Here is a 14,404-nt window from a genome sequence, read left to right as displayed (position 1 = left end):
GTTTGGATTCGTTAAACGCGCGCTTCTCGCAAGAGATCCAGTGCCGAGAGCACCGGGCGATTCGAGTAGCTGAAGAGAACCGCATCTTCGTCGGCTTCAAAACGCAGTGGATGCCACGAAGGCGCGACGAACACATCGCGCGGCGCAAACGGGAAACGCTGTTCGCCAATCTGCACGCCCCCGTGCCCTTCCACCACGCTGAACACCGTCGATTCGGTGCTGCGGTACGGCTCGCCTTGAAACCCCTTCGGCAAGAGTTGCATGAAGGTCGCCATCGTCGGCATCGGATACCCACCGGTCGCCGGGTTCACGTAGCGCAGTTTGAACCCATCCCACGCGTCGCGATCGCTCGTTCGGCTCATCAGGTCGAGCGCTTCGCGGCTGCGGCTATAGGGGTAATTGAAGATCGGCGAATTACCGCTTTTGACCTCGTGCCGGACCGGCAGCATGTTGTAACCGTAACGTGCCGCGCTATCCCCTTCCGGGCGAGTGACGGGCTGCGTGTCTTCCGGATAGGATTCCGCAAAACCCGCATCGAGTTGAAGCACGAGCGGAATATCGAGTCCATCGAGCCACACGACCGGTTCGCCGCCGGCATCGACCGCGGGATTGCCATGATCGTGCCAGGTCCAGGAAGGCGTGATGATGAAGTCGCCCGGATGCATCGTCGTGCGCTCACCATCGACGGCAGTCCATGCGCCCTCGCCTTCAACGATGAAACGCAGCGCCGATTGCGTGTGACGATGGCTCGGCGCAACCTCGCCCGGCAGAATCAGTTGCAGCCCGGCGTAGAGATTGGAAGCAATGCTCGCTTTGCCGGGTATGCCCGGATTCTCCAGAATCAGCACGCGACGAATCGCTTCTGCCGCACTGATCAACTCGCCCGACGCCATCAACAGTTCGCGTAGCTGAGCGTATTTCCAGATTGCGGGGACCGCTTGAGGACGCGGCGCTTTGGGCACAAGCGAGTGCAGCGACTCCCAAAGCGGCGACATATGATGTTTCGCGATAGCGCCGTAATAGGCATCGCGGGAAGCGGATGGATTGGACATTCAGGCCTCTTGTACAGGAATCGTCTCCTCGTTTTTCTTATAATGCCCGCACACATAACATTTATGAACGAGAGTAGCGTGATACGAAATATCACTAACGTTGATATTGCTGACGCCCTCGCGGAGACACCCTCATGGAACTGAAGGACATCGATCTCAACCTTCTCGTGGTTTTCCACGAGCTGCTGCGCGAACGCCGCGTTTCCGCCGTGGCCGAGAAGCTCGACATCTCCCAGCCGGCAATCAGCAACGCTCTGAACCGGTTAAGGAAAGTTCTTGGCGACGATCTATTTCTCAGGACATCGAAGGGAATGGTGCCGACGCCTTACGCGGAAACACTCGCCGAGCCCATCAGTACGGCGTTGTCCGCCATCCACGACTCGCTGAATGTCGCCGCGCGATTCGACCCGACGACGAGTACCCGCACGTTCACGATTGCGACGACCGATCTCGGTGAGATCTACTTCCTGCCCACCATCATGAAGCAGCTCGCCCGGCTGGCGCCAGGCGTCGTCGTGAACTCCATTCATAACCAGTCGCCCAGCCTGCTTGACGAACTGGAGCGCGGTCAGGTGGATCTTGCGATCGGCTATTTCCCGGAACTGAAGACCGGCCTCTATCAGCGCCGTCTGTTCCGGCAGCGATACGTTTGCCTGTTCAGAAAGGGACATCCGCTCGAACGAACGGGCGTGACGATGAAGTCGTTCATCAACGCCGAACACGTTTCGATTCTCGCGGAAGGAAGCGGACACGATATGGTCGATATGGCCATACAGCGCGCAGGGGTGAAGCGCAAAGTGCATTTGCGCATTCCGCAGTTCGTTTCCGTCGGACACATTCTTCAGTCGACCGATCTGGTTGCGGTCGTACCGGAAGCCTATGTTGCCCGATCGCTGATTCCGTTTGGCCTGCAGAGCGCGCCTTGCCCGGTGAAAGTCCCGGAGATCACCATCAACGTCCTGTGGCACGGGCGAAATCACCGGGATGCGGGAAACCAGTGGTTGCGACAACTGGTATTCGACGAATTTGTACAGTAATCGGCGACTGAATGGGATCGAGGTGCATCGGTCATCGCTCGTGACACACCTCGATACCCGTCTGAATCCATCGTCAGCTTCGGCGCGTATGAAGCATCCGATCAATGAACGTGCCGCCCCGGGATTGCTCGTCCAGCTTAGAACAAGTGCGCAATCCCAACGCGCGCAATCGCCTGATTCGAACTCGACGATGCCGCATCCTGACCATAGAGGCCGTTGATCTGCGCGAACGTTGGCGCACTGCCGTTACCGGCGTGCTGATACGCGCCTTCCAGATAGACGTTCGTGCGCTTCGAGAGGCGGTAACTCAGCGTGGCGGTCACCTGTTGCGTCAGGATGCGATCGAGCGTCGCGTTACCCTTCATCAGCTGATAATCCGCGCCGAACGACAGGAACGGTGTGAAGTTATAAAGCGCGCCCACTTGTCCGGCGTACACCCGCGCACCGTTGAACGTGTTCCAGGTTTCAGTGAACAACGCATTGAGCAGCGCCGAACCGATCGCATACGTGCCACCGACACCCCAGTTACGAATACCGTCGTCGCCGTTATTGATCTGCTGGTACTTCACATCCGTATACGCAGCGCCCACATACAGCGGTCCGCCCTGGTAGTTCACACCCACGCTGATCGACCGGTCCTTGGCGAAGTTACCCGCCACGCCGCCAAACCCATACAGCGCACCGAACGTGAATCCGCCCAGCCGGTCACTGACAAATTTCACCGACGACGGCACGCGGGCCGAACCCGCCACGCGGTCAAAATCAGACGCACCAGTCGGATTGTTCGGGATTCCGAGCCCCGCATACGGCCCCGAGCGGAAGTTGTAATACCCGCCGAAAGTCATCGACGCATCGGCCTTCAGCAAGTTCTCCCACATGAAATCGTACTGATTGCCGAAGGTCAGTTGCCCGATCCCGTCCTTCGCCAGCCCAACATAGGCCACACGCCCGAACAGCGCCGACGAATCGCCGACCGTCTGCCCGTTCGCGAGATTGAATTGATTCTCCAGCTTGAAGATGGCCCGCGCACCGCCGCCAAGATCCTCGACACCGCGAAAGCCCAGAATATTCGGGTAATAAATCCCCTGATCCAGAATGGCGTTACCGTGTCCTCCTTGATTGCTCACCCACGTCACGCCCGCGTCCATCAATCCGTAGATCGTCACGCTGCTTTGTGCATGTGCAACGCCCGACGTCACCAACGTCATCATGGCCGCCATACTATTTGCTGCTTGTCTCCGATTCATTTTGTAATCCTTATTGTTATGTCGTCATGCCAGAAATCCGGCTTCTGGCTCAGCGGATTCCGGCTATTCCCGCTGTTGCCTCACCGGTGCGAGAACAAACTCACGCCTCATGGCCGGCACCGTCATCTCCACGTCGGCGCCATAAGGCGTTTTTCCCGGTCCTACTTCAATGACCGGTTCAATCAGCGAATCCTTCACGCCGAACACCACGTCAGAATCCAGATAGTCGCTCGACGCCAGGAACAGATGCGTCACCAGCGTCTCGCATCCCTCGGCGGCGATCATGAAGTGCACATGAGCAGGCCGATACGGATGACGCCCCTGCAAGCCCAGCATCTCGCCCACGGGGCCATCGTCGGGAATCGGATACGCAGCGGGCACGCTGCCCCAGAGCCAGAAATTGCCCTGCGCGTCGGTTCGCACGCGGCCTCGTCCGCTATACGACTGCGCGTCCTTCTGAACGTCGTAATAGCCATCGGCATCCGCGTGCCAGATATCGACGATCGCGTCGGCAATGGGCTTGCCTGCGGTGTCGAGCACCCGGCCTTCGATCAGCATGGCCGGCCCGTCTTCCGGTTTGCCGATGGTTTGTCCCGACGACACTTCCGGCGCATCCGCCACATAAAACGGCCCGAGCACGGTGGTTTCCGTTGCGCCGCCCGGCAACGCATGATTGATCGCGTCGACCAGCATCGAGACGCCGAGCGCGTCGGACAGCAGAATGAATTCCTGTCGCGTGTCCGAGCAGATCTGCCCCGTGCGCGTCAGAAAGGTGATCGCCTGCTGCCACTCGTCCTGAGACGGCCGGACCTCGCGCACGAAGGCATGCAGATGCCGAACCAGCGCAGCGCTGATTTCGTGGACGCGCGGCGAGCCGCTCGCTTCGAGCCGCGCGAGCACGGCGTCGGTGATGTTGTGTTCGTTGAAGTTGCGCATGGTGTGTCCCGGGGTGTCCTCGTGTGTCCTTTACGTCGACAGATCAGCGGAAGGCTGTGTACCAGCGAAAGCGGCTTCGAGCATCCGCATCAGCGAGGCACGCTCGACAGGCCGCGGATTCCAGTAGGCCTGCTGCATGACGAGGTCCGCCACGACATCCAGCTTCCCCGCCGGCATGCCGAGCGCGGCCAGCGAAGACGGCAGACCCAGTTGTTCGAGCATGCCGTGAAGATAGCGCGAAGCATCGGCATCGGCAGCGGAATGAGGATCGCAAGCGAGCGCGCGGCCGATCCGCGTGACCGCATCGCTCGCCGCCCTTGCGTTATACGCCAGCACATAGGGCAGCACGACCGCGTGCGTCGGCGCATGAGGCAGATCGAACGTCCCGCCGAGCACATGACAGATCTTGTGATGCAACGCCATCCCGACCGCGCCGAGGCACGTGCCGCACAGCCAGGCACCATATTGCGCCTTTGCGCGCGCCTCCAGGTTAGCCGGATCGCTCGCGATCGCGCCGAGGCTGCCGCCGAGCGCACGAATGCCCTCTTCGGCCATCATCGACGTGATGGGATTGCAATCCTTCGCATAGAGCGCTTCCGCTGCGTGGGCAATCGCGTTGAGCCCGCTGCTCGCCGAGAGCGTCGGCGGCAGCGAGAGCGTCAGATTCACGTCGTAGATCACGACGCGCGGAAGAATCTCCGGCGCGCGGCGCGTGGTCTTTCGTCCGTCTTCGGTCTCGCCGAGAATCGGCGTGACTTCCGAACCGGCGTAAGTCGTCGGAATCGCGATCTGCGGCAGACCGGTTCGCACGGCCAGCGCTTTCGACAAGCCGATCGCGGAGCCGCCGCCGCCCGCCACGATGCAATCGACGCCGCTGTTGCGCAGCGTGTCCATCGCGCGCGCGGTCACGTCGGTGGGCGTGTGCATCGTCGCGCCGTCGAAGTATCCGGCGCAAAGCTCGCCGAGCAGATCGACCAGTTGCGCACCGAGATCGCGCTGCTCCGGCGTCGTGACGACGAGCGCGCGGCGGCCCAGCCGCCGCACTTCATCCGCCAGATCGGCCATGCGGCCCGCGCCGAAGAGAATGCGCGCGGGCGCGCTCGAATAAGTGAACGTGTGCATGGCCGCTCCGCGTTACAGCGCCTCGCCGGCGAGCCAGCGCGCGCCGCGTGCGTACAGCGCGTCGACTTCCCGCCCCGTGAGTTGTGGCATGTCGCGCTTCACGGTGTAGCCGATCTGCGTCTGGATATACGCGAGGTGACGATAGCCCGTCGGAAATTCGGCGAGCGCCTGCTGATCGAGTTCGAGCCGCGCCGCCGGATCGACCGTATCCACGCGGTCCTTTTCGTAGATCGGCTGACGCAGCACCACGCCCCAGCGCCCATTGCGCTTTTCGACGAAGTCGTAGAAGCGGCCCGTGCAGACGACATCGCACAGCACGCCCTGCACATCGCCGCGCTGCGAGATCGTCATCTTGGTCTGCACGATCGCGCGGTCGCCCGCGAGATCGATCGACGTGCCGCCGAGGAAGTGCAGAATGCTCACGCCCTTCTTCCAGCCCTCCTGCGTCACGCGGATGAAATCGCGCGCGGGGCCCTGGAACCACGTCGCCATCATCACGCCGTCGTCGTGCCAGACGGTCGCGAAGCGTTCCCAATCGCCCGCGTCGCGCCATACCGCCCAGTTTTCGATGAGATCGCGAATGGCGAGTCGTTCGACGAGTTCCTTTTCCATGCTGTTTTCCTGAATAGGGATTGCATCTTCGCGAGCGGAATCCGCTCGCTTCCTGTTACGAGATTCCCGATACCGTCGGCGCGGATTGCGCGCCTTCGGCCGATGCGCCCGATGCGCGCTCGTGCCCAATACGTCCCACGCGTCCCACGCGTCCCGGCGCGGTTTCGCGCAGCGCGGCCACGAGCAAGGCCGCCAGCAGCGCCGATACGATGCCGATCACGAACGGCGCACGCGCGCCGAGATGATCGGCAGCCGCGCCGCACACAATCGGCGCCACGCAGCCGCCCACGACTTCGCTGATGCCGATCACCCAACCGATCGCGCGATTGGCGAACGCGCCTTCGACCGACTCGGCGGGCACCGTCGCGAGCATCACGGGCATCACGCCCATGCCGAGCCACGCGACGAAAATGCCCGCGCAGAGGACCGCGAAATCGGCCTGCGCGAAGGCCACGACGGCGGGCGCGGCGCTGGCGAGAAGAAAGCCCAGCAGCAAGGTCGGCTTGCGGCCGAGACGGTCGGAAAGCGCGGGCATCAACGCGCCGCCGACCACCGCGGCCAACCCGAGCGCGATCATGAAGCCGCTCATCTGGCCGTCGCTATAGCCGCGGCCCACAACGAGGTGCAGCGGGCCGAACACCATCACGCTGTAGAACGTGGTGAGAAAGAGGCAGGCCATCGCTGCGCACACCAGCACGTTGCGATTGGCGAGCGGGCGCTGCGCGCCGTCCGGCGTTGCGTCCGCGTCCGTGCGATGGAGTGCGCCCGACACGCGCTCCAGCGTCGGCTCCTTGACGTAGCGCCAGAGCACGAGCGCGAGTATCAGCCCCGGCACGCCCGTGAGATAGAACGCGGCGCGCCAGCCGTGTTCGTGCGCGAGCGGAATGATGAGCGCCGGTCCCAGCAGCGAGCCGAATACACCGGCGGCGACCGCCTGAATGAAGCCCATATTGAAGCCACGACGGCGCGGCGTGGATTCGACCATCATGAGCGTCTGCACCACGGGCAGGACCGGGCCTTCGGCCACGCCCATCACGCAGCGCGCGACGAGCAGCGAGAGAAAGCCCGCCGCCAGCCCCGAACTCACCGAGCTCAGCGAAAAGACAACGATGGCGACGACGAGCACGAGCTTCTTGATCGCATGACGATCGGCGAGCCGGCTGACCACGATGCCCGAGGTCGCCCACGTCAACGACAGCGCCGCAGTCAGCGCGCCGATCTGCAAGCCGCTCAAGCCGAATTCGGCATGCAGCCAGGGCGTGAGGAAGTTGATCGCCAGCCGGTCAAAGAACAGCAGGCCATTGGTGACGAACAGCATCACCAGCAGCCGGTTTTCGTATCGTTGCATCGTTGTCTCCGCGTCTTGTGTTTTATGGCCGGATCGCGGGCGCTCGCCCGCGCCGGCTTAAACTGCCTCGTTGCGCACGGGATGCCGCAGCACGCCCACGCCGCCGACTTCCACTTCCAGCACGTCGCCGTCCTTCATCCACAGTGGCGGATTGCGCTTGCCGCCGATGCCGCCGGGCGTGCCCGTCGCGATCACGTCGCCCGGCTCCAGTTCGGTGAAGATCGAGCAATAGGCGATCATTTCAGGAATACTGAAGATCAGCAGATCGGTGCTCGAGCGCTGGACTTCCGCGCCGTTGAGCCGCGTCACGAGGCTGATATCGCTGCCGTCGGCGATCTCGTCGCGCGTGACCATCCACGGACCGAAGCCGCCCGAGGCCATGAAGTTCTTGCCGGGCGTCCATTGCTGCGTATGACGCTGCCAGTCGCGAATCGTCGCGTCGCAATAGGCCGAGTAACCGGCCACGTGCTCCCACGCATCTTCCACCGCAATACGGCGGCCGCGCTTGCCGATCACCACCGCCACCTCGCCTTCGAAGTCCAGTTGCTCCGACTCGGGCGGACGCAGCAGCGCCTGGCCGTGACCGATCTGCGAGTTCGCGAAGCGGCCGAACACCATCGGCTTGGCGGTCACGTCGCGGCCCGTTTCCAGACGATGCTCGTGATACGCCACGCCGATACACAGAATCTTCGGCGGATTCGGAATGACCGGTTCGAACGTCACGTCGTCGAGTTTGAGCGTGGGCGTCGCGCCCTTCGCGAATTCCTCGACCTGCGCAAGCGCACCGGCGTCGAGCGCGTCGCGCAGCGTCGGCCAGCGATTGCCGCTCAGCGCGCGGACATCGACGATGCCCTGTTCGGTGACGACACCCCAGCTCGAACGGCCTGCATGGGAAAAGCTCGACAGTTTCATCGTTGTTCCTTCAGAGTGCTCAAAAACGCCGCGATTGCGTGCTCGGCGAGTTGCGAATCGATATGCGGCGGCGCGCCCGCGACACCCACGGCGCCCACGCACAGACCGTCCACGAATACCGGCACGCCGCCTTCGATCGGCGTATGCGGCAGCTTCACCATCGAGAAACGCCCTTCATTCAGGGGCTTTTCGAAGAAAGTCGTCGGGTGACCGCCTTCCGCCGCGCTGCGGGCCTTGTCGAGCGCGCCTTCCGCGCTCATCAGCGGCGCGCCGTCCATGCGCGCGCCCGCTTGCAGATAGGTGGTGACGTCTACGACCATCACCGAAACCGGCATCGACATGTCCGCGGCGCGCGCGCAGGCATGATCGACGAGTTGCTGCGCGTCCTTGAGACTCAGCGAGGGCTTGTTCAGCATGCGCGTTGCTCCTTGTCAGCCGATGTCGGCTCGTGCCGGAGCTCTTCGAAAAAGCCTTCGACCACGCGGTTGTAGTGATCGGGTTCCTCGAAATACGACGAGTGGCCCGACTCCGTGAACGTGTACGTGCGCGCGCCGGGAATGCAGCGCGCCGCCGCGAGGTGCGTTTCGCCGCCGATCAGGCGGTTCTGCACGCCGCCCATCACGAGCGTCGGCAAGCGATAGTCCGCGAAGTGCTCCGGCATAAGGCGCAGTTCTTCATCGGTGATAGTCGCGAGATTCACCTTCTGGTTCATGCGCGCGAGCATCTGGTAGAGCGCAATCAACTCGGCGTGCCGCGCGACGAAGCGCTCGCTGAAACCGAGGTCCTGCGGCGGCACGGCCTCACCGGCCGCCACGCGGCGGAAGCGCTCCGACACCTGTTCGAGCACCTTGTGATGCGGACCGTAAGCGGGCGTCGGAGAGCCCGAAAGTACGAGGCCGACGAAACGCTGCGGCTCGCGCACCGCGAGCGGCAGGCCCGACCACGCGCCCATCGACTGGCACACGACTTCGGCGGGCTCGGTCAATTCGGCGTCCATGAGGCGCGCGAGATCTTCGCTGAACTGGCGCGGATGAAACGTCGACGCGTCGCAGATCGAGCCGCCGAAGCCGCGCATGTCGAGACAAATCACGCGGCGCGTGTGCTGAAAATACGCGACCTGCTGAAAGAACACCGTCGAGTTCGCGCCAGCGCCGTGAACGAAAATCATCGGCGGCCCGTCGCCGACAACGTCATAGCGCAAACGCGCACCGGGTACATCAAGAAAAGGCATGATTCGATCCTCAGGCAAGCGGGCCCATGAAAGGCGGTTCGTACCAGGCCGCGCCACCGTGAACGATGGTTTGCGGCCACTGGTCGGGCGTAGCGGGAAATACAGGCGGTTGCGGCGCGAGCCCCGAACGGTCGACGCGATCCATGCCGTAGAAAATCTGGATCGCGACCTGGTCGGGGCCCTGGACCCAGAAGCCGTAGTGAATGCCGGGCGTGAGTTCGCGCGGCAGATCGAGAATGCGCGCGCCACGTTCCTGCAGGAAGCGTCGCGCTTCGACGAGCTGCTGATAACTCGCCACCGCGAAGCCGCAACCGGCGGCGAAGCCGTAAAGCTCGCGCAATTCACGCGGATAAAGCGCGAGCGTATGGTGTTCGTCGTCGGCGCGCAGGAACACGCACTCCTTGCCGTGAACCTTCACGCGCTCGCTCACCTTGAGCCCGAGAATATCGCGGTAAAACGCGAGCGACGCTTCCATGTCCGCGACGTAAAGCGTGATGCGCGCGAGACGCGTCAGCTTGAACGGTTGCGGCATCAGCACGCCTTCGACTTCGTATCGCGCTTCGCGTTGTTCGACGTTGCGATAGCCGTCGAGCGTGTCGCCGCGCGCGAGCGCCGTATCGACTTCCTGATACTCGGCGATCTGCGGCAGCGGCGGCGTGGTCGTGAAGGCGCGGTCGTACATCGACTCGGGCTTGCTGCGGCCGTCCCAGCCCACCTGCTCCATGCCGTAGAAGATCTCGTTGATATAGCCATCGGGATCGTAGGCATAGGCGTGCCAGTTCGAGCCGGGCGCATCGCGGCCGACGCGGCGCAGCTTCGCGTTCTTGTCGAGGAAATTCAGCCCTTCGACGACTTCGCGCAGACTGCCGACCTGCCAGGAAATCTGCCCGACGACCGAGCCCTTGCGATTCGGCTCGCGCGTGTCGACAAGCATCTGGCTGCCGACCACCACCGTGTGATGATCGGCATTGCAGCGCAGGAAATAGCCGGTCGCGTGTTCTTTCGGCAGGCCGGGCACGCGCGACGAAAAGTCGTCCACATCGCTGATCGAGAGGCCGAGGCTGCGTGACAGAAACGCGACCGTGCCTTCGATGTCCGGCGAGTGATAACCGAAGTGCCCGATGCGCCGAATGCGGAAGGGTTGTTCGAGCGTCAGGCCGCCCACGTTGTAACTCATGCTGTGTTCCTCTTCATTAGCGTGTTCATGCAGCCGATGCGACTGCGCCCACGGCCTGATCAGCGTTCGTGCTGTGCAGGCGCACGCCGAGATCGGCCACGAGCGCGTTCAACGCTTGCGCCTTCACCGCGCCAAATACATAGAAGTCCGGACGAATGATCGCGACTTCGGCATTCAGGTTGTCGAGGAACGCGCGATACGTGCCGTCGATATCTTCGAACGCATGCGTGGAGGCCGCGTCGTCGAACACGCCCACCTTGCAGCCAAGGCGATCGAGCGTCGCGCGTGCTTCGTCGCTGAGATGCGCGGCCGGGTCCTTGAGGCACCAGAGCTGGAAGCCGCCGCCGAGGAACTCGTCGCCGCGGTCCTCGATGCCGTCGCGACCCAAGCGCCCTTGCGGCGTGAAGAGACCGCTGCCTGCCACTACGTTGCCGTGCGCGTCGCGATGCAGCACGCCACCGAGCAGCGCAGGCAGTTCGGGCGGATGCCCTTCGCCCTTCTCGCGCATGCCCTGATCGCGGGCGGCGGCCTGCGCCGCGTCCACGAGATTGACGACGCGCGAGAGACGATCCGAGGCCATGACCAGCGTGGTCACGTGCGGCTCGCGTTCGACGCCGTAGTCGTCGAGCAACGTGTCGCTGCTGCGGCCCGCGAGCACTTCGACGAGTTTCCAGCCGAGATTGCGCCCGTCACGAATCGCCGCGCAACCGCCCTGGCCCATGTACGGCGGCATCGTGTGCGCCGCGTCGCCCGCGAGAAACACGCGGCCCGTGCGCCATTGCGAAGTGACGCGCGTGTGATAGTGATACACCACCTGACGCATGATGCGCACGTCGTCGGCGCCGAGTCCGTGCTGACGCGAAAGGAAGTCCCACGCGATGTCGGGCTGCGTCATCGCTTCGTCGGTCTCGCCTTCCATCACGCGGAATTCCAGCCGCAGGCGCCGCTTGCCGATCGGCATGTACATATGCGGGCGCGCCGGGTCCATATAGATCTTCAGCTTCGAGAATTCCTCGGGAATCGGGCGCAGGATTTCCGCGTCGAAGTTGAGCCAGCGTTCGTGCAGATCGTAGTCGCGCATCTCGATGCCGAGCGCGCTGCGCACGAAACTGCGCGCGCCATCGGTGCCGACCAGATACTTCGCGCGCACCGTGCGCGCGGCGTCGTGCTGCGCGCCGGACTCCTGCGTGAACGGCGCGATCGTCAGCGTGACGGCCTCGTCGTCTTGCGAGAGCGCGGTGGCTTCCCAGCCGCGCAGCACCTCGACGTTGAGCATCGTCGCGACCTTCGCGGCGATCGAACGCTCGAAATCCGGCTGAAACACCGACACCCGCGACGGCCATCCGCCCAGCAGGCCCGGATATTTCACGACCATCAGCGGCTCGCCCGCTGCATCGACAAAATGGCAGGCGTCCTGAACCGAGGTCTCGGCGAAGGCCATGTCCGTATCGATGCCGGTCGCCTGCACGACGCGGCAGACTTCGCCATCGAGCGTCGTGAGACGCGGCAGCGGATACGGCTGCGGCCAGCGCTCGATCACCAGCACGCGTGCGCCCGCTGCACCGAGCGTCGACGCGAGCACCTCACCCGCCGGCCCGTAGCCGACGACAGCAACGTCATAGTCGTCCGACCGGACATCGCTTTGGATCGCCTCAAGGTTGGCGACCGTCTCCTTGCTTTGATTCACTTACCTTCACCCTTCGTGTGTGACGACGAGTACGAAGGATATTTACGTCAACGACATTGATCAAAGCGGTTAGCAATATAATCATCATCGTTTGAAATGATGATCGGAGACACAAACATGACGATGCCACCGGCGACCAGGGTTAGTCCGCAGTCCGCGAGTGTGGACCCGGCGCGCATGCGCCTGGACCTGAATTTGATGCGAGTATTCGACGTCGTCATGACGGAGCGGCACGTCACGCGGGCCGCCGAAAGGCTGGAAATCACGCAGTCCTCCGTGAGCAACGCGCTGAACCGGCTGCGCGAACTGTTTCAGGACCAGCTGTTCGTGAAGTCGGCGCGCGGCGTCAATCCCACGCCGCGCGCGCTCACGCTATGGCCCGCGATTCATCAGTCGATTGAGGACATTTACGATACGGTGCTGCCCACGGACTTCGATGCGCCGCATACCGCGCAGCGATTCCGCCTCTCGATGGGCGATCTTTCGGCGTCGCTGCTGTTGCCGCATCTCTATCGCGGCATCCACGAACTCGCGCCGGACGCGAGCGTGTTTGTGATCCCGCATGATCCGGCGACCGCCGGCCCTCGGCTGATGCGAGGCGAGATCGATTTCATCGTGAGCATCGAGCCGCCGAAAACGGCCGTGATTCACTCGATGCCGCTTTGGTCGGAGTCCTATGTAGTGGCGGGACGGCGAGGTCATCCGCTGCTCAAGCAGCGCATTTCGCTCGCGCAATTCTGCGAAGCGCCGCAATTGACGATCAATCTGCCAGGCGACGACGATTACCCGAGCCCGATCGACGACGCGCTCGCGAACCAGGACCTCACGCGCAATGTCTGCATGACGGTCAATCAGTTTTCGGTCGCCACGTCGATTCTGCTCGATTCGAATCTGATCGCCGCGCTGCCCGCGCGTTTCGCCATGACGGCGCGGGCGCGCGAACAGATCGATGTGTGTCCCTTGCCGTTCAAGGTGCCCGACATCGTGCTGAACCTGAGCTGGCATCAGCGCAGCAATACGCTGCCCGCGCATCAGTGGTTCAAGCAGCGGCTGATCGAATCGGTCACGCAACTGAATGTGGACGCGGACCGCGGGCCCGCCTGATACGGCGAAACCAGCTAGCGCACTTCGTCGATCACCGGGTGATAAAGCGTGCCGACGTTCGCGACTTCCACTTCGATGGAATCGCCCGGTTTCAGCGTGTTTTCGCTCGCTTCGAGACTCGCGCGCGGCCGCCCGCCGACGACCAGAATATCGCCGGGCGCAAGCGGCGTGAATGCGGAACAGAAGGCGATCGTGTCGGCGATATCGCGTCGTAGATCGGCGCCCGGTTGGCAGTCGATTTCCGCGCCGTTCACGCGCGTCGTGAGATGAAAATCCGCCTCGTCGCCCGACGCGTCGCGCGTCGACATCCACGGACCGATTCCACAGGTCATGGGGAAATTCATCGCGATCGTCGATGGGCGACCGGCGCGCCGCCATTCCTGCACCGTGGTGTCGCAGAACGGCGCGTAGCCCGCCACATACTCGCGCGCCAGCTCGCGCGGAATGCGCCGCCCCGCGCGCCCGATGATCACGGCCAGCCTGCCGCGCAATTCGAACTGGTCGGTATCCGCGGGCCGCACGATGGGTTCGCCGTGTCCGACCAGCGTGCCGGACAAGCGGATAAACACATCGCGTCGGGACATCAGCGGAAAGCGCTGCACGCCGATGGAATCGCTATCGCCGCATTCGGCGCACAGGATTTTGACTGCGTCGGGAATGACCGTTTGCAGCACGACGTCCTGCAACTGGAGCGACGGCGCGCCCGCCTCGACAAGCTGACTCAACTGCGCCCCGGCCTGCACCGCAAGCGCGTGGCGCAGCGTCGGCCACTCGCCGCCCGATAGCCGTTTGAAGTCGTAGATCCCCGCATCCGTCAGCGCGCCCCAACTGCTCTCGCCCTTGTGTGTAAAGCTCACCAGCTTCATGCCGCCTGATCTCCCTGACCTCGGTGATGTCGGCTGGCGCGGCCGCGCGCTACACGTGGGACCGCGCCGACAG

The 14,404-nt window shown here is 63.4% G+C and carries 14 protein-coding genes; 2 read left to right on the top strand and 12 right to left on the bottom strand.

All coding sequences use genetic code 11. The features are described from left to right. Positions 1–11 precede the first annotated feature (11 nt). Positions 12–1,052, bottom strand: coding sequence for a gentisate 1,2-dioxygenase (gtdA, locus tag U4Y88_RS16500; RefSeq protein ID WP_321785099.1), 1,041 nt, complete (start codon positions 1,050–1,052; stop codon positions 12–14). Positions 1,053–1,186: 134 nt separating this feature from the next. Between gtdA and U4Y88_RS16495 the strand changes: the two genes are divergently transcribed. After that, entirely contained in the window at positions 1,187–2,089 is a 903-nt protein-coding gene (locus U4Y88_RS16495; RefSeq protein ID WP_321785097.1) for a LysR family transcriptional regulator, read from the top strand. Positions 2,090–2,226: 137 nt separating this feature from the next. On the opposite strand, the gene U4Y88_RS16490 is transcribed toward U4Y88_RS16495, so the two are convergent. The 10 genes from U4Y88_RS16490 to U4Y88_RS16445 form a co-directional block, all read right to left on the bottom strand. Beyond that, positions 2,227–3,309 carry a porin gene (locus tag U4Y88_RS16490; RefSeq protein ID WP_321785095.1) on the bottom strand — a complete coding sequence of 361 codons (1,083 nt, stop codon included), beginning with the start codon at positions 3,307–3,309 and terminating at the stop codon, positions 2,227–2,229. Between the two features lie 90 nt (positions 3,310–3,399). Next, positions 3,400–4,272, bottom strand: coding sequence for an intradiol ring-cleavage dioxygenase (locus tag U4Y88_RS16485; protein ID WP_321785093.1), 873 nt, complete (start codon positions 4,270–4,272; stop codon positions 3,400–3,402). A gap of 30 nt (positions 4,273–4,302) precedes the next feature. Further along, positions 4,303–5,394 (bottom strand): maleylacetate reductase, encoded by a 1,092-nt coding sequence (locus U4Y88_RS16480; RefSeq protein ID WP_321785091.1) that lies wholly within the window; start codon positions 5,392–5,394, stop codon positions 4,303–4,305. Between the two features lie 12 nt (positions 5,395–5,406). After that, complete coding sequence (locus tag U4Y88_RS16475) at positions 5,407–6,006, bottom strand: nuclear transport factor 2 family protein (RefSeq protein ID WP_321785089.1); 600 nt, start codon at positions 6,004–6,006, stop codon at positions 5,407–5,409. A 55-nt stretch (positions 6,007–6,061) separates the two neighbouring features. After that, a complete protein-coding gene (locus U4Y88_RS16470; protein ID WP_321785087.1) occupies positions 6,062–7,354 on the bottom strand; it encodes an MFS transporter in 1,293 nt (430 codons plus the stop codon). A 57-nt stretch (positions 7,355–7,411) separates the two neighbouring features. Continuing rightward, complete coding sequence (locus U4Y88_RS16465) at positions 7,412–8,266, bottom strand: fumarylacetoacetate hydrolase family protein (protein ID WP_321785085.1); 855 nt, start codon at positions 8,264–8,266, stop codon at positions 7,412–7,414. After that, positions 8,263–8,682, bottom strand: a complete 420-nt coding sequence (locus U4Y88_RS16460; protein WP_224008916.1) for a GlcG/HbpS family heme-binding protein — start codon at positions 8,680–8,682, stop codon at positions 8,263–8,265. The genes U4Y88_RS16465 and U4Y88_RS16460 overlap by 4 nt, the downstream gene beginning before the upstream one ends. Then, on the bottom strand, positions 8,676–9,497 hold the full coding sequence (locus tag U4Y88_RS16455; protein ID WP_321785083.1) for an alpha/beta hydrolase: 822 nt from the start codon (positions 9,495–9,497) through the stop codon (positions 8,676–8,678). The genes U4Y88_RS16460 and U4Y88_RS16455 overlap by 7 nt, the downstream gene beginning before the upstream one ends. 10 nt (positions 9,498–9,507) lie before the next feature. Then, a complete protein-coding gene (locus U4Y88_RS16450; protein WP_321785081.1) occupies positions 9,508–10,674 on the bottom strand; it encodes a VOC family protein in 1,167 nt (388 codons plus the stop codon). A 25-nt stretch (positions 10,675–10,699) separates the two neighbouring features. After that, positions 10,700–12,361: a bifunctional 3-(3-hydroxy-phenyl)propionate/3-hydroxycinnamic acid hydroxylase gene (locus U4Y88_RS16445; protein WP_321785079.1), complete on the bottom strand. Its 1,662-nt coding sequence runs from the start codon at positions 12,359–12,361 to the stop codon at positions 10,700–10,702. Positions 12,362–12,559: 198 nt separating this feature from the next. Here U4Y88_RS16445 and U4Y88_RS16440 point away from each other — a divergent pair, with 198 nt between their 5' ends. Further along, complete coding sequence (locus U4Y88_RS16440; protein ID WP_321785077.1) at positions 12,560–13,465, top strand: LysR family transcriptional regulator; 906 nt, start codon at positions 12,560–12,562, stop codon at positions 13,463–13,465. Between the two features lie 14 nt (positions 13,466–13,479). On the opposite strand, the gene U4Y88_RS16435 is transcribed toward U4Y88_RS16440, so the two are convergent. Continuing rightward, positions 13,480–14,331, bottom strand: a complete 852-nt coding sequence (locus U4Y88_RS16435; RefSeq protein WP_321785075.1) for a fumarylacetoacetate hydrolase family protein — start codon at positions 14,329–14,331, stop codon at positions 13,480–13,482. Between the last annotated feature and the right edge of the window lie 73 nt (positions 14,332–14,404).

The organism is Paraburkholderia sp. J94 (genome assembly GCF_905220285.1).
Lineage (GTDB): Bacteria > Pseudomonadota > Gammaproteobacteria > Burkholderiales > Burkholderiaceae > Paraburkholderia > Paraburkholderia tropica_A.
This window is presented reverse-complemented; position numbering and strand designations above follow the sequence as displayed.